This is a genomic window from Streptomyces abikoensis (assembly GCF_014648775.1).
GTDB lineage: Bacteria > Actinomycetota > Actinomycetes > Streptomycetales > Streptomycetaceae > Streptomyces > Streptomyces abikoensis.
The window spans coordinates 741,002-755,633 of sequence record NZ_BMRT01000002.1 but is presented as its reverse complement, the minus strand read 5'-3'; the positions used below and the strand labels follow the sequence as shown (position 1 = coordinate 755,633).

At 73.6% G+C, this 14,632-nt stretch carries 12 protein-coding genes; 6 read left to right on the top strand and 6 right to left on the bottom strand.

Features of this window, described 5'->3' with window-relative positions; genetic code table 11:
- Positions 1 to 116: 116 nt before the first annotated feature.
- The 4 genes from IE096_RS09755 to IE096_RS09740 form a co-directional block, all read right to left on the bottom strand.
- The gene (locus tag IE096_RS09755) at positions 117 to 2,522 is read right to left on the bottom strand and encodes a right-handed parallel beta-helix repeat-containing protein (RefSeq protein WP_189450662.1); all 2,406 of its coding nucleotides are present in this window, start codon (positions 2,520 to 2,522) and stop codon (positions 117 to 119) included.
- A gap of 110 nt (positions 2,523 to 2,632) precedes the next feature.
- On the bottom strand, positions 2,633 to 3,304 hold the full coding sequence (locus IE096_RS09750; RefSeq protein ID WP_229820081.1) for an Rv1733c family protein: 672 nt from the start codon (positions 3,302 to 3,304) through the stop codon (positions 2,633 to 2,635).
- Positions 3,305 to 3,488: 184 nt separating this feature from the next.
- On the bottom strand, positions 3,489 to 4,325 hold the full coding sequence (locus tag IE096_RS09745; RefSeq protein WP_189450660.1) for an MOSC domain-containing protein: 837 nt from the start codon (positions 4,323 to 4,325) through the stop codon (positions 3,489 to 3,491).
- 65 nt (positions 4,326 to 4,390) lie between these two features.
- Positions 4,391 to 4,924, bottom strand: a complete 534-nt coding sequence (locus tag IE096_RS09740; protein ID WP_189450658.1) for a DUF6643 family protein — start codon at positions 4,922 to 4,924, stop codon at positions 4,391 to 4,393.
- Positions 4,925 to 5,091: 167 nt separating this feature from the next.
- Here IE096_RS09740 and IE096_RS09735 point away from each other — a divergent pair, with 167 nt between their 5' ends.
- The gene (locus IE096_RS09735) at positions 5,092 to 6,360 is read left to right on the top strand and encodes a TerD family protein (RefSeq protein WP_189450657.1); all 1,269 of its coding nucleotides are present in this window, start codon (positions 5,092 to 5,094) and stop codon (positions 6,358 to 6,360) included.
- A 19-nt stretch (positions 6,361 to 6,379) separates the two neighbouring features.
- On the opposite strand, the gene IE096_RS09730 is transcribed toward IE096_RS09735, so the two are convergent.
- Positions 6,380 to 7,540 carry a glycosyltransferase gene (locus IE096_RS09730; RefSeq protein WP_373298072.1) on the bottom strand — a complete coding sequence of 387 codons (1,161 nt, stop codon included), beginning with the start codon at positions 7,538 to 7,540 and terminating at the stop codon, positions 6,380 to 6,382.
- A gap of 67 nt (positions 7,541 to 7,607) precedes the next feature.
- Here IE096_RS09730 and IE096_RS09725 point away from each other — a divergent pair, with 67 nt between their 5' ends.
- From IE096_RS09725 to IE096_RS09705, 5 genes are all read left to right on the top strand, one after another.
- Positions 7,608 to 8,405: a glutamate racemase gene (locus IE096_RS09725; protein ID WP_189450653.1), complete on the top strand. Its 798-nt coding sequence runs from the start codon at positions 7,608 to 7,610 to the stop codon at positions 8,403 to 8,405.
- Between the two features lie 90 nt (positions 8,406 to 8,495).
- Entirely contained in the window at positions 8,496 to 9,083 is a 588-nt protein-coding gene (locus IE096_RS09720) for a hypothetical protein (protein WP_189450651.1), read from the top strand.
- A gap of 148 nt (positions 9,084 to 9,231) precedes the next feature.
- Positions 9,232 to 9,723, top strand: a complete 492-nt coding sequence (locus IE096_RS09715) for an NUDIX hydrolase (protein WP_189450649.1) — start codon at positions 9,232 to 9,234, stop codon at positions 9,721 to 9,723.
- A gap of 534 nt (positions 9,724 to 10,257) precedes the next feature.
- Positions 10,258 to 11,748, top strand: coding sequence for an MFS transporter (locus IE096_RS09710; RefSeq protein ID WP_189450647.1), 1,491 nt, complete (start codon positions 10,258 to 10,260; stop codon positions 11,746 to 11,748).
- Positions 11,749 to 11,949: 201 nt separating this feature from the next.
- A complete protein-coding gene (locus IE096_RS09705; RefSeq protein WP_189450645.1) occupies positions 11,950 to 13,353 on the top strand; it encodes an NADP-dependent succinic semialdehyde dehydrogenase in 1,404 nt (467 codons plus the stop codon).
- 16 nt (positions 13,354 to 13,369) lie between these two features.
- Here the strand turns inward: IE096_RS09705 and dhaK are convergent, their stop codons facing one another.
- Positions 13,370 to 14,362, bottom strand: a complete 993-nt coding sequence (gene dhaK / locus IE096_RS09700) for a dihydroxyacetone kinase subunit DhaK (protein ID WP_189450643.1) — start codon at positions 14,360 to 14,362, stop codon at positions 13,370 to 13,372.
- Positions 14,363 to 14,632 lie beyond the last annotated feature (270 nt).

Genomic DNA, 14,632 nt, shown 5'->3' with positions numbered 1-14,632 from the left:
CGCCGCCCATGATGCGCACACATCCTTTCACGCGCGAACGACAACGAACGGTTTCGCTCAGGCCACTTCCGGGCTCCCCCTTTTTCCCGCACCTTTTCCCACAACCCGGTTCGCCCTCATTCGGGCAGGTCCCCCGCGTACAGGAGGGTGAGGTCGTCCTTGCTGGGCGCGGCCAGCTGCGCCACCCGGCCCGCGTGCCGCTCGACCATCGCCTCGAAGGTGCGGCGGGCGGTGCGGCCGTTGCCGAAGGCCGGCCCCTTGGGGATGTCGGTGAAGTACCGCAGCAGCGCCTCGGCGGCCTCGTCGCTGATCCGGTACTCGTGCTCGTCGGCCTGCTGCCGCACGATGCGCAGCAGCTCCTCCGGCGCGTAGTCGCCGAAGGTGATGGTGCGTGAGAAACGGGACGCCACACCGGGGTTGACGGTCAGGAAGCGCTGCATCTCGGCGGTGTACCCGGCGACGATGACCACGACCTCGTCGCGGTGGTCCTCCATCAGCTTCACCAGCGTGTCGATGGCCTCCCGGCCGAAGTCCCGCCCGGAGTCCTCGGGGCACAGCGCGTACGCCTCGTCGATGAACAGCACCCCGCCGCGCGCCCGGTCGAAGGCCTCCTGGGTGCGCAGCGCGGTGGAGCCGATGTGCTCGCCCACCAGGTCCACCCGGGCCACCTCCACCAGATGGCCGCGCTCCAGCACCCCGAGGGAGGCGAGGATCTCCCCGTAGAGGCGGGCCACGGTGGTCTTCCCGGTGCCCGGCGAGCCGGTGAAGACCAGATGCCGGCGGGGGGAGGCCGCCTTCAGCCCGGCCAGCCGGCGCCGCCGCCCGACCTCGAGCATGTCCGTCAGGGCCCGCACCTCGCGCTTGACGCTCTCCAGGCCCACCAGCGCGTCCAGTTCGGCCAGCGCCGCCGCGGCCGTGCGCGAGGCCCCGGCGGGCGGCGGGTCGGCGGCGGCGGGGGAGCGCTGGGCCGGCACCCCCGGCGCCCCCCGGTCGGGCGGCCGTGCCGCCCGCTCCACGGCGGGCACCGCGGCCCGGTGCCGCACGGTGTCCTCGTCGCTGGTGCAGCCCCGGCTGACCGGGCCGTCCTCGGCGAACTCGTAGCCGCCGCGCGCGCACCGCTCGGTGCGGCACGCCGTCAGCGTCGACCGGCAGCCGTCGATGACGTGGAAGCCGTAGCCGGCGCTGCCCGTCACCCGGCAGCCGTCGAAGGTGCCGCGCCCCTCGGCGGAGACGTAGAAGCCGGCCTCCCTCGGGGAGGTGACCGTGCAGCGCTCGACGAGCGGGTCCGCGCCCTTGGTGACGATGACGCCGGTCGACGTCGCGTCGACGGCGCAGCCGCTCAGGGTGCCCCCGCTGCCGTGGCCCCGGAACCAGACGCCCGTGGTCGCCTCCCGGATCCGGCAGTCGGCCAGCCGCGCGGTCGCCCCGCCGCTCACGGAGACCGCCGTGCCGCGCACCCGCGCCAGATCGCTGTCGGTGACGTCCGCGCTGGACTCCCGGTCCAGGACGAACAGCGCGTCCGGCACGTCGTGCACCCGGCAGGAGACCAGCTCGGCGCCCGCGCCGTCGCTCACCCACACCGCCGGGTAGTCGCCCGTGCTGTCGTGGATCTCGCACTGCCCGGCCTCCACGCGCGTGCCCGGATCCCACACGGACAGGCCGTTGCGTCCGAAGCGGCGCACCGCCGAGCGCGTCATCGTCAACACCGAGCGGGAGCGCAGGTCGATCGCGTTCTCCGGGACGTCGTGGATGTCGCAGTCGGTCAGCGACAGCACGGCGTCGGTGTCCAGGGTCACGCCGTCGGCGGACGTGCGGTGCACCCGGCAGTCCGTCAGCAGCCCGGTGGCCCGGGAGGTCAGCTGGACGCCCGTCCCCTGGATCTCGTACACCTCGCAGCCGACGGCCTCCAGGGTGCTGCCCTCGCCCGTCAGCGACAGGCCCGCCCCCCGGGTGTGGTGCACCCGGCAGCGCTCCAGGCGCGGCGCGGCGCCGCCGCGCACCGTGACGCCCGACTGGCCCGCCGCCACCACCTCGCAGTCCTCGAAGAGCCCGGTCGCGCCGTCCAGCACGCTGATGCCGACGCCCCCCGGATTGTCGACGGTGCAGCGGCGCACCGTGGGCCGGGCGCCGTCGCGCACCTCGATGCCGGCCGCCGAGCGCGTCACCACCCGCAGGTCCGCGAGCTCCGGCGCGCCGTCCTCGACGAGCAGTGCCGGCGCGGACGCGTCATGCCCCTCGATCAGCAGGTCGCGCAGCGTCGCCGAGGCGCGCACGGTCACCGCGACGCCCTCGGTCGGGGCGATCCGCACCGTGCCCCGCCCGCCCTCGCCGCCCCGCAGGGTGACGGGCCGGGAGACGATCAGATTCTCCCGGTATGTTCCGGGCGCGACGGACAGCACATCGCCGTCGGCCGCCGCCTCCAGGGCGGAGGCCAGGGAGTCGTACTCGCCCGTACGCCGCCGCCAGCGCGACGTGCCCGTGTGCGTCACCTGGACCGATCCCGTGCTCGAACCCTGTGCCATGGTGCTGCTGTGCCCCCACGTAAGCGTGTGTGTGCATCCGGGACGGAGGAGTACCGGCCGCACCACCGTAGCGCGCGCGGAGCACGGGAGTTGGCTGTCCGGGACCCTCGTCAGCTTCCCGCGTCGGCCCGCCCCCAGGTGTGCCCGGCGCGCTCCCATGCCTGGTCCCACTCGGCGTACCGGCGGCGCGCGAGCCGCCAGACCACCATCCTGCGCGCCCCCTCGACCAGGCCGGCGGCGGCGCCCGCCGCTCCCAGGCCCGCGAGCACCGCGTGGACGGCGGCGGCCGCGCCGTCCATGGGACGGCTCACGGCGGCGCCGCGGTCGTCGGTCCACAGCGGGAAGGGCTCGCCGGGCCGCGCGTACTGACGGACGGCCACCAGGCCCGTGCGCTCCAGGCCGTCCGGACCCCGCCAGCGGGCGAGGACGCGCCGGTAGCCGTCGCGCCCGGCACCACCGTCGCGCCCCGCACCGGCCTCCCGCCCCGCACCGGCCTCCCGCCCCGCACCGGCCTCGTGGCCGTCGGTGCTCCCGGAGACAGGGGCCAGGGCGGTGGCGGTCACCAGATGGCGGTGGAGGTGCTGGTCCCGGACGGTCTCCCGGAGCGCCTCGTGGGCCAGGGAGCCCGCCGTCCAGCCCAGGGCCGGCCCCACGAGCAGCGTCAGCACCACGGCGGCCACCCCTGCCCAGGCCTCGACGACATCGCTCCGGCGCCGCAGCGGACTGCGCCGCCGGCGCCACAGGGACAGCCAGAAGGAAAGCGTCGCGCGTATGGTGTTCACCCCCTTACGCGTCCGTAAATACCTCACACCGGGCACCGCATGCGGAGGAAGGCGGCGGAGGGCGGAAAATCACCCCTCGCGGCTGCCGTTCGCGGCGGCACGTTGACGGAAGACGGGACGACGAAGGACGAGCCGGACGAGCTGGACAGGACGGACGGGGCGGGACAGGCGGGGTGAGAAGGGCTCAGGCGAGGATTTCGACCGGATCGCCGACCCGGACGGTCCCCGTGTGCTCGGGTATCAGGTTCCTGCCGAACACGGCCTTGCCGTCGATCCGGTGGTGCCGGGCCAGGGTGCGCAGGGGTTCCTTGCCGCGCTCGGCCGTGCGCTGATCGGTGGTGGTCACGACACAGCGGGCACAGGGCTTGACCGCGCGGAAGGTCACCTCGCCGACGCGCACCCGCCGCCACTCGTCCTCCGCCCAGGGAGCCGTGCCGTCGACGACCACGTTGGGCCGGAAGCGGTCCATGGGAAGCGGCCCCTCGTCGGCGCGGTCGCCCCGGGCGATCAGGGAGTTGAGCTCCCGCAGCGAGGCGGTCGTGGCGACCAGCAGTGGATAGCCGTCGGCGAAGCTGACCGTCTCGCCGGGCCGCGCGTAGTCGGGGTCGACCGGGCGGCGGCGGGCCGGGTCGTCCATGTGGACGAGCCGGGCGCCGGTGCCCAGGAAGGCCGTCAGCCATGCCTCGGCGGCCCCGCCCGCGGGCACCGCCTCCACCTTGTCCCGGAAGATCTCCGCGACGACCGTGCCGCCCGGCCCGTCGGCCGGAGCGGGCACGGCCACCTCCAGGGGCTCGGCGCCGGGGGCGGTCAGCCGCACCCCGCCGCCCGGCAGCGGCTCGGCCGCGGCCAACGCGAGCCGCGGCTCCTGCCGTTGGGTGATCATCCGGTGCTCCGGATCCACCACCATCCATCTGCGGTCCCCGGCGAGCCCCCAAGGCTCCACGGCCGCCTCGCCGGGAGCACACCCCGCCATCGACTTCACCGGGTAGAAATGGACCGAGGACAGCACGGAACGGGGCATGCGGCCATTTTGCCAGCCGGATATGACAGTTGGCCGCCCCCGGTGGGCCCGCGCCGGGCCGCGGGTCAGTATCCCCGCTGCTCCGGGTACGGGCGGCCGCCGCCGTACGGGTCCTCGTACTGCGCCTGCGCCGGGCGGGGCGCCACCGGGCGCATCGCGTCGAAACCGGCCGGGCTCGCGGACGCGGCACCCGGGCGCTGCTGCGTCTGCAGCGGCGCCGGACCCGCGTAGCCGGCGCGCGGCGTGTTGGCCTGCTGCGGGATGTACGGGGCGGGCGTCTGCTGGAGGCCGGGGCCCGGGGCCTGCATCGGCTGGCCCATGCCGGCGGGCTGGCCGCCGTACTGCGGGGCCGGCGCGGCGTAACCCGCCGGGGGCGCCTGGTGGGAGGAGGGGCCGGAGGGCAGGGCCGGCAGTGCGGGCAGGTTGCTCTGGGCCGGGGCGGGGGCGGGGCCGGCACCGAAGTCGTACGGGGAGGACACCCGGATCGGCGCGATCTGCGGGGTGCCCCGCTCGGCGACGAGGCTGTCGTAGATGGGGGTGTCCGGGAAGGACGACGAGGCGTAGTAGCCACCGCCGTAGGTGCTGCGGGGGGAGGTCATAGCCCATAAGTTAAGCCCATGCTGTGCCGGTTGGGGAGACGGGTACGGGGGTTGTTTGCGGGGCCCGGAACAGGGCCGCTTTACCAATCCCATCGAACCTGGGGAAATCGGTCGTCAAGGTACGTTGGGATCGCGTAAAGAGCCGGGTCATTTCGGAGGGGTTGAGGATGGAAATGCTCAAAGGCGCCAATGTCCGGATACCTTCGCAGGTGGTACGGATCGAGCTGCGCTGGCGTACGGGGCCGGGGGTGCCCGACGCCGACGCCTCCGCGCTGCTCCTCTCGGCGGGCCGGGTCCGCTCGGACGCGGACCTCGTCTTCTACAACCAGCCGGTCCATCCCTCGGGCGCCGTGCGCCACGACGGCAAGCGCACGGCGGACGGGACGGTGACCGACACCCTCACCGTCGATCTCGCCGCCCTGGAACCCGCCGTCGAGACAGTCGTGCTCGCCGCCTCCGCCGACGGCGGCGCCTTCGGGCGGGTGCCGGGACTGGGCATCCGCGTCCTGGACGCGGCGGCCGGCACGGAGCTGGCGCGCTTCGAGAGCCGGGACGCCACCGTCGAGACCGCCTTCGTGCTGGGCGAGCTCTACCGGCGGCAGGGCGAGTGGAAGTTCCGCGCGGTGGGGCAGGGCTACAGCAGCGGCCTGGAGGGCCTGGCGACCGACTACGGCATCACCGTCGACCGGCCGGCGGCCCCGGTCCCCCCGGCCCCGGCGCCCGCCCCTTCCACCGGTCCCGCGCCCGCTCCTGTGCCGGCGCCCGCGCCGGTGCCCGCCCCCGCACCGGTTCCCGACCGGACCGTGCGGCTGACCAAGGTCACGCTCACCAAGGACGCCCCGAGGGTCTCCCTCGCCAAACAGGGCGGCACGTCCGGCGTGCTGCGGGTCAACCTCAACTGGTCGATACGGCAACAGACCAGGACCTGGGGACAGCGGCTGGGCCTGGCGCTCCAGCCCGGTATCGACCTCGACCTGGGCGCCCTCTTCGAGCTCGCCGACGGCACCAAGGGCGTGGTGCAGGCCCTCGGCAACTCCTTCGGCTCGCTCCACCGGCCCCCGTACATCCACCTCGACGGCGACGACCGGACCGGCGCGGTGGAATCCGGGGAGAACCTGACCGTCAACCTCGATCACACGGCCGCCTTCCGGCGCGTCCTCGTCTTCGTCACGATCTACGAGGGCGCCACCAGTTTCGCCGGCCTCCACGCCACCGTCACCCTCCAGCCGCAGCACGGGGCGCCGATCGAGTTCTCGCTCGACGAGTGCGTCGTCGCCTCCAACGTCTGCGCCCTCGTCCTGATCACCAACAGCGGCGGCGAGCTCGTCGTCCAGCGCGAGGCCCGCTACCTCGTGCCCGACCGGGGCGTCAGCCCCCAGCGCACCCTGGACCGCGCCTACGACTGGGGCCTGAACTGGACACCCGGCCGCAAATGACCCCGGCCCCGGATACGGCTCAGGGCGCGGCCTCCGGGCGGGCGTACGTCCGCCCCTTCCAGGCCGCGCCCCGCCCCCGGTGATGCTGCACCGCCGAGTCCACCGTCATCAGCAGGTACAGCAGCCCCGTGACCGGCAGCAGCGGGGCGAGCCACAGGGGCTGCCGGTAGTGGCGCAGCATCGGCGCGTACGTCCCCGCCATCACCGCCCACGCCAGCGCCCCGCACACCAGCGGTACGACGGCGCCGCTCAGCGCGCCCGCCACGACGGCCACCGGCGGCGCGAGGTACACCACCGCCAGCCCGGCGACCGTGGCCGCCAGCAGCGGCGGGCTGTGGAGCAGCTGGGCGTAGGCGCTGCGCGAGACCATCCGCCACAGCGGCCCCAGGCCCGGATACGGCCGCACGCTCTCGACCCGGTCCGCCAGCCCCAGCCAGATCCGGCCGCCCGAGCGCCGCACCGCCCGCGCCAGCGCCACGTCGTCGATCACCGCCTGCCGGATGCTCTCCGGCACCCCGGCCCGCAGCGCGGCCTCGCGGCGCAGCAGCACACAGCCGCCGGCCGCCGCGGCCGTCCGTCCGCCGGGCCGGTTGACCCACCGGAAGGGGTACAGCTGGGCGAAGAAGTACACGAAGGCCGGGACGACCATCCGCTCCCAGAACGTGGCGACCCGCAGCCGGGCCATCTGCGACACCAGGTCCAGCTCCCCGCTCCGGGCCGCCGCCACCAGCTCCCGCAGGCTGTCCGGGGCGTGGGCGATGTCCGCGTCCGTGAGCAGCAGGTACTCGGCGCCGGTACGGTCCAGGGCGAGCGCCATGCCGTGCCGCACGGCCCACAGCTTCCCCGTCCAGCCGGGGGCGGGCTCCCCGGGCGAGGACACGGTCAGCGGCGGCCCGCCGCGCTCCCCGGCCAGGGCCCGGGCCAGCTCGCCCGTGCCGTCGGTGCTCCCGTCGTCGACGAGGAAGATCTCCAGCGGCCCCGGATAGTCCTGCGCGAGCAGCGACGGCAGGCTCGTGGGCAGCACCTCCGCCTCGTCCCGGGCGGGCACGACCACGGCGACCGCGGGCCAGTCCTCGGGCGGGGTCCGGGGCGGCAGCCCGACGTCCGTACGCCAGAAGAACCCCTGCCCCAGCAGCAGCCAGGCCCATGCGGCCAGGGAGGCCGCAGTGATCCACGTCAGCGCGCTCACCGTCGCAGTCTGCCGCAGCCCGGGCCGTCACGACGGGCACATCGATTAAAGTGACCGGGTGAAGATCGCGCTCATCGACTCCGGAAACGGCCTGCTGGCAGCGGCCGCCGCCGTGCGCCGGCTGCGCCCCGACGCCGATCTGGTCCTCTCCTCCGACCCGGCCAGCATGCCGTGGGGCCCCCGCACCCCCGAGGACCTCACCCAGCACGCCCTGGCCTGCGCCCGCGCGGCCGCCGCGCACCGGCCCGACGCGCTGATCGTGGCCTGCAACACGGCCTCGGTCCACGCGCTGGAGGCCATACGCGCCGAGCTGGAGCCGGGCCTCCCCGTCATCGGGACCGTCCCGGCGATCAAGCCGGCGGCGGCCGACGGCGGACCCGTCGCCATCTGGGCCACCCCCGCCACCACCGGCAGCCCCTACCAGCGCGGGCTGATCCGCGATTTCGCCGCCGGGGTCGAGGTCACCGAGGTGCCCTGCCCCGGCCTCGCCGACGCCGTGGAGCACGCCGACGCGGACGCCATCGCCGCCGCGGTGCGCGCCGCCGCCGCCAACACGCCGGCCGATGTGCGCGGCCTGGTCCTGGGCTGCACCCACTACGAGCTGGTCGCCGAGCGCATCCGCGCCGCCGTCGCAGAGATCCAGGCGCCCGGCGCCCGGCCGGTGGAGCTGTACGGCTCCGCCACGGCCGTCGCCACCCAGGCGCTGCGCCGCGCCGGTACCGAGCCCGACCCCGGCGCCGCGCCCACGGGCCGGGTGACCGTGCTGCTCACCGGCCGCGAGGGGGAGCTGGGGGCGGCTTCGCTCGGCTACGCCGAGGGCCGTTCGCTCGGTGCCGTGAGCGCCGCGCGCTCCTGACCCGTCCGTTACGTCCCGCTGCACGGCCCGGTCGCGGTGCGTCCGCGCGCACCCCTGCCGCGGTGGCGGAACGTGAGTAGGCTGCCCGGTATGAGGGACCACTCCGAGGACCCGCGGGAGCAGGGGAGCGCGTCGCGCCCCGGTGACGACGAGCGGCCGGAGGCGCCCGCCGTCTGGACGGGGCGCGCGACCAACCGTGTCCAGTGGCTGCTGGCCGCCGTGGGCGCCGCGTGCCTGGCGCTCGGTGTCGAGCTTGCCGTCGACAGCGCGTGGACGTCCGGGCTCGCCCCCCTGGTGATGGCCGTCGTCGGCTGTGTGGCGGCGGGCCTGCTGATGCTGTACGGCACCATCGCCTTCGTGCACGTGGCCGTGCGGGTCGACAAGGACACCCTGGAGATCCGCTGCGGTCACATCGGCGTACCGCGCACCCGCATTCCGCTGACCCATGTGGTCGGCGCGGACTTCGATCCGCGCGTCACCCCGCGCCAGTGGGGCGGCTGGGGCTATCGCTGGCGCCCGGAGAAGGGCACGGGCGTGGTCGTCCGGCGCGGCGAGGGCTTCGTCGTCCGGCTCGGGGACGGCCGTATGTACACGGTCACCGTCGATGACGCCGAGGCCGCCGTGCGCGTGATCCGCGACCGGCTCCGGATGCTCGGCGGCCGCTCCGCGCACGCCTGACGGGGCGCGCGTACGATTTCGAGCACCCCGGCGTACGAGCCTGCGGTGCGCGCCTCCGGGACGTCTGCGGTGTGCGCCCCGGGACCGGGCGGTGCGCGCCTTCGGGACCGGGCGGTGCGGCCGGGTGGCCGTTGGCTAGGCTCGGCGCATGCCCACCCCCGATTTCATCCGAGAGCTCCGGTCCCTCATCGGTGACCGGCTGTTGTGGATGCCCGGATCGAGCGCGGTCGTCCTCGACGACGAGGGCCGTGTGCTGCTCGGGCTGCGCTCCGACACCGGGAAGTGGTCGATCATCGGGGGGATCCCCGAGCCGGGGGAGCAGCCGGCCGCCGCGATCGTGCGCGAGGTGTTCGAGGAGACCTCGGTCCACTGCGTGCCGGAGCGGGTGCTGCTGGTCGAGGCCCTGGAGCGGGTCGTCTACCCCAATGGGGACGAATGCCAGTTCATGGACATCTGTTTCCTGGCCCGCGCGGTGGGTGGAGAGGCCCGCGTCAACGACGACGAGTCGCTGGAGGTCGGCTGGTTCGCGGTGGACGCGCTGCCGCCGATGGAGCCGTTCGCGGTCGCACGGATCAAGCTGGCCGCGAAGGGCGCGCCGACGTGGTTCGCGGGGTGCGGCGAGGAGTTGGGCGAGGGCTGACAGCCCGTCAACCCACTTGTTGACGCTCCGTCAGGGGTGGCGCGGCTGATGCGCGCCCGGTCCTGACGGAGGGATTACCGGGCTTTCCAGCCGGTGTGATCGTAGGTCAGTTCGCCAGCACCCTCGTTCCAGCGCTCGAAGAAAAAACCGGTAGCAATTCCCTGCGGATCCTTTGGCTCCGGAGCCGTCCGGGCTCGTACGCGCGCACTGTTGGGAAAGGGTTTGCTTTGCTAAAGTGTCCTCTGCTCATTCTTCCGAGAGCAGTCGGGGGTCAGTGAGGATGCATCGCAAAAGCATATGATCGACCACCCTCTCACCGTCAGCGAGTGCGACCGTTCCTGTGAACGGAAAAGCGAGCCAACGATCTGGACGCCGGGGTGCGCTGACCCTTGATCAGGCCTCTGATCAGGAAGAAGTCCCAAACGCAGCCTCGGTCGCCGTCCCTGCCGCTTGACGCACGGTCAAACCCCCGGAGCTTGGCGCACCTGTGGTTCAGGGTGTCTCGGCCTGCCCGGGCTGGATTCAGGAACGCGCATGAGAAACATTCGGGCGACGCGCGAGTTTCCACTCGCATTGCGATTGCTATTGCTCAATCAGTTTGGGATCGACATTGGCTTCTACCTCCTGATGCCGTTTCTCGCGGCATATCTGGAGCAGGGCCTGGGAATGTCGGCCGCGCTCATCGGGCTGGTGCTCGGGGCGCGGAATCTCAGCCAGCAGGGCCTGTTCATCCTCGGTGGCTCCGCCACCGACCGGCTGGGGCCACGCGTGGTGATCATCACCGGCTGTGCCCTGCGCACCGTGGGCTTCGCCCTCTTCGCCTTCGGCAACTCGCTGCCGCTGCTGCTCGGCGCCTCCGTGCTCACCGGGCTGGCGGCCGCGCTGTTCTACCCGGCCGTACGCACCTACGTCGCCTTCGAATCGGGCGAACGCAAGGCCGAGTCGTTCGCGCTCCTCAACGTCTACGCCACCATCGGCTCACTGATGGGGCTGCTGCTGGGGAGCGTGCTGTTCCTGACCGACTTCCGGTTGTGCGCCGTGGTGGCGGCGGCGATCTTCGGGGCGCTGACGGTCGCCCAGGCGCTGGTCCTGCCCACAAAGGGGGAGCCACCGCGCGGCCCCTCCGCCACCGTCCTCGGCGACTGGCGCGAGGCCTTCTGCAACCGCCGGTTCCTGCTGTTCTCCTTCTCCACCATCGGCATGTTCACGATGGAGAACCAGCTCTACCTCCTCCTGCCCGAGGGAGCCCTCAGCGCCTCGGGCTGGAAGGGCTCGGCCGGGGTGCTGCTGGCCGCCGGCGCCCTCGCCAACATGCTGTTCCAGCTGCGGATCACCAGAGCGCTCCAGCGCAACGGGGGCGGTACCCGGTGGGTCAGTTCGGGCCTGGTCGTGATGGGCCTCAGTTTCCTGCCACCGCTGCTCGTCTGCGGTGGTGAGAGCCCGGCCGGCACGAGTGAGGCGGTGGCGCGGATGACCGTCATGGTGGTCGGCTCGGTCATGCTCTTCTTCGGCATCATGGTCGCCCACCCGACCGTGCTGGAGATGGTGCCGATGTTCGGGCGGGAGAGCCTGACCGGTACGTACTTCGGGCTCTTCTACGTCTTCTCCGGCCTCGCGGCCACCGCGGGCAACGCCGTGGTCGGCCGGGCCATGGACTTCGGCGGGCGCACCGGCCTGTGGTGGGTGCCCTGGCTGGTCTGCCTCGCCTTCGGGCTCGCCTCGGCCACCTCGGTGGCCCTGCTCCAGCGCGGCGGCATGCTGCCGGGACTGCCGGTGCCGTCCGGCGCGCCGGTGGTGGAGGGGCCGGTCGTGGGCAAGACCGTCGTCAAACGGGCGTCGGCGCCCGTGGTCCCCGTGGCGCCCGCGGTCCCGCCCGGATCCCAGGCCGCCACCGCCCCGGCGTCCGGCCGGGAGGCCACGGGCCCGGCGAACGACGCCGTCGACGCCCTCCGGCAGCACGACCCCGCCCGGCTGCCGGGCCCGTCCAGAGCCACGGACGAGGCCACCGACCAGCCGCCGAGATAGCGGGGAGGGGAGGACGACGGCGGTGTGGCGGAACGTTCCGCCACACCGCCGTCACCTGTATCGCCCGCGGTCACCCATATCTCCGGCGGTCACATGTATCGCCCGCGGTCACCTGTATCACCCGCCTCCGAACGGGGCGCGGGGCCCCGCCTGGCGCGTGTACGCCTTGCGCGGCCGGGCGGAGCGCCGCAGAGTCGAGGCATGCCCATCGCAACGGTGAACCCCGCGACCGGCGAGACCCTCAAGACCTTCGCCGAGCTGGGTCCCGAGGACGTCGAACGGCGCCTGGCCACCGCCGACGCCGCCTTCCGCGCCTACCGCACGACCGGTTTCGCCGAACGGTCCCGGCTGCTGCGGCACGCGGCCGAGCTCCTCGACGACGACCGCGACGACATCGCCCGCACCATGACGACCGAGATGGGCAAGCCGCTGGCCGCCGCCCGCGCGGAGGCCGCGAAGTGCGCGAAGGCGATGCGCTGGTACGCCGGGAACGCCGAGGCCCTGCTGGCCGACGAGACGCCGCCCGAGGCCGAGGCGCGCGACGCCGGGGCGTCCGTCGCCCGCGTCCACTACCGCCCGCTCGGCGTGGTCCTCGCCGTCATGCCCTGGAACTTCCCGCTCTGGCAGGTCGTCCGGTTCGCCGCCCCCGCCCTGATGGCGGGCAACGTCGGGCTGCTCAAGCACGCCTCGAACGTGCCGCAGACCGCCCTCTACCTGGAGGACCTCTTCCTGCGCGCCGGATTCCCCGAGGGGTGCTTCCAGACCCTGCTGATCGGCTCGGGCGCCGTCGAGGCGGTCCTGCGCGATCCGAGGGTCGCCGCCGCGACCCTCACCGGCAGTGAACCGGCCGGCCGCGCGGTGGCCGCCGTCGCCGGGGACGAGGTCAAGAAGACCGTCCTGGAGCTCGGCGGCAGCGACCCGTACGTCGTCCTGCCGTCCGCCGACCTCGCCCGCGCCGTGCGCACGGCCGTGACCGCCCGCGTCCAGAACAACGGCCAGTCCTGCATCGCCGCCAAGCGCTTCATCGTCCACACCGACGTCTACGACGCCTTCGCCGAGCGCTTCACCGCCCTGATGGAGGGCCTGACCGTCGGCGACCCCATGGACGGGTCGACCGACGTCGGCCCCCTCGCCACCGAGCGGGGCCGCGCCGACCTCGAGGAGCTCGTCGACGACGCGCTGCGGCGCGGCGCCACGGCCCTGTGCGGCGGCCGCAGGCCCGCAGGCCGGGAACACGGCTGGTACTACGAGCCGACCGTCCTCGCCGGGGTCACCCCCGAGATGCGCATCCACCGCGAGGAGGCCTTCGGGCCGGTGGCCACGCTGTACCGCGTGGACGGCGTCGACGAGGCGATCGCCGTGGCCAACGACTCCCCGTTCGGGCTGAGTTCCAACGTCTGGACGCGCGACGAGGAGGAACAGCGGCGGTTCGTCCGGGACATGGAGGCGGGCGGCGTCTTCTTCAACGGCATGACCGCCTCCCACCCCGCCCTGCCCTTCGGCGGCGTGAAGCGCTCGGGCTACGGGCGGGAGCTGTCGGGGCACGGGATCCGCGAGTTCTGCAACGTCACGACCGTCTGGTACGGGGCCGAGCCCGGCGCGTGACGGGGGCGGGCGCCGCTCACATGCCCCAGCGCAGCGCGGGCGTCCGTACGGGTGCGTCGTACAGCCGCAGCAGCTCGTCGTCGACCTGACAGAGGGTCACCGACGCGCCGGCCATGTCCAGCGACGTCACGTAGTTCCCGACGAGCGTCCGCGCCACCGGCACCCCGCGCTCGCGCAGCACCCGGTGCACCTCGGCGCAGAAACCGTAGAGCTCCAGCAGCGGTGTGCCGCCCGCGCCGTTGACGAGGACCAGCACGGGGCCGGCCGGCCGGAGGTCCTCCAGCACCGCGTCCACCGCGAAGTCCGCGATCTCCCCGGACGTCATCATCGCCCGCCGTTCCCGCCCGGGCTCGCCGTGGATGCCCACGCCCAGCTCCAGCTCCCCCTCGGGCAGGTCGAAGGTCGGCCCGCCCTTGGCCGGGGTGGCACAGGCGGTGAGGGCGACCCCGAAGCTCCGCGACGACTCGTTCACCCGGCGCGCGATCGCCTCCACCCGTTCCAGCGGTGCGCCCTGCTCCGCCGCCGCGCCCGCGATCTTCTCCACGAACAGCGTGGCGCCGGTGCCGCGCCGCCCGGCGGTGTACAGGCTGTCCGTCACGGCGACGTCGTCGTTCACCAGCACGCTGGCCACCTGGACGCCCTCGTCCTCGGCGAGCTCGGCGGCCATGGTGAAGTTGAGGACGTCGCCCGTGTAGTTCTTCACGATGAACAGCACGCCCTCACCGCTGTCCACGGCCGCGGCGGCGCGCACCATCTGATCGGGCACGGGCGAGGTGAAGACCTCCCCGGGGCACGCGGCGTCGAGCATCCCCACCCCCACGAACCCCGCGTGCAACGGCTCGTGCCCGGACCCCCCACCGGACACCAGCCCCACCTTCCCGGCCACGGGCGCGTCCCGCCGCACGACGACCCGCCGCTCGACGTCGACCGTCAGCTCGGGATGCACGGCGGCCATCCCGCGCAGCGCGTCGGCGACCACGGTCTCGGGCACGTTGATCAGCATTTTCATGCGGGGCTCCTTCGGTAACAGGTGGTGGGGCGCTGACCGGCGTTCCTCATGTCAGATCTGATGAATGGAGCAGTCAACCTTGATGGATTCTGCCAGCCGGTGACGGCCCGTTACAGCACTGGCGTTGACCCGGTGCTGACTTGGTTGACGGTATATCAGCTCGTCGAGTGACTACTCAACGTGACGGCCCGGCAGTGCCCGTCCGGAATGCTTCCGGCATCGGGGCGGACTGGTCGTGACTGCAGGCCTTCGCCGGACACAGTGGCCAGC

What these genes read in the sequence shown, in the direction of transcription:
- IE096_RS09720 (WP_189450651.1), top strand. Translation starts at nt 8,496, where the DNA reads ATGAGGGACCACTCCGAGGACCCGCGGGAGCAGGGGAGCGCGTCGCGC.
- IE096_RS09745 (WP_189450660.1), bottom strand. Translation starts at nt 4,325, where the DNA reads ATGCCCCGTTCCGTGCTGTCCTCGGTCCATTTCTACCCGGTGAAGTCG.
- dhaK (WP_189450643.1), bottom strand. Translation starts at nt 14,362, where the DNA reads ATGAAAATGCTGATCAACGTGCCCGAGACCGTGGTCGCCGACGCGCTG.
- IE096_RS09705 (WP_189450645.1), top strand. Translation starts at nt 11,950, where the DNA reads ATGCCCATCGCAACGGTGAACCCCGCGACCGGCGAGACCCTCAAGACC.
- IE096_RS09710 (WP_189450647.1), top strand. Translation starts at nt 10,258, where the DNA reads ATGAGAAACATTCGGGCGACGCGCGAGTTTCCACTCGCATTGCGATTG.
- IE096_RS09740 (WP_189450658.1), bottom strand. Translation starts at nt 4,924, where the DNA reads ATGACCTCCCCCCGCAGCACCTACGGCGGTGGCTACTACGCCTCGTCG.
- IE096_RS09715 (WP_189450649.1), top strand. Translation starts at nt 9,232, where the DNA reads ATGCCCACCCCCGATTTCATCCGAGAGCTCCGGTCCCTCATCGGTGAC.
- IE096_RS09735 (WP_189450657.1), top strand. Translation starts at nt 5,092, where the DNA reads ATGGAAATGCTCAAAGGCGCCAATGTCCGGATACCTTCGCAGGTGGTA.
- IE096_RS09755 (WP_189450662.1), bottom strand. Translation starts at nt 2,522, where the DNA reads ATGGCACAGGGTTCGAGCACGGGATCGGTCCAGGTGACGCACACGGGC.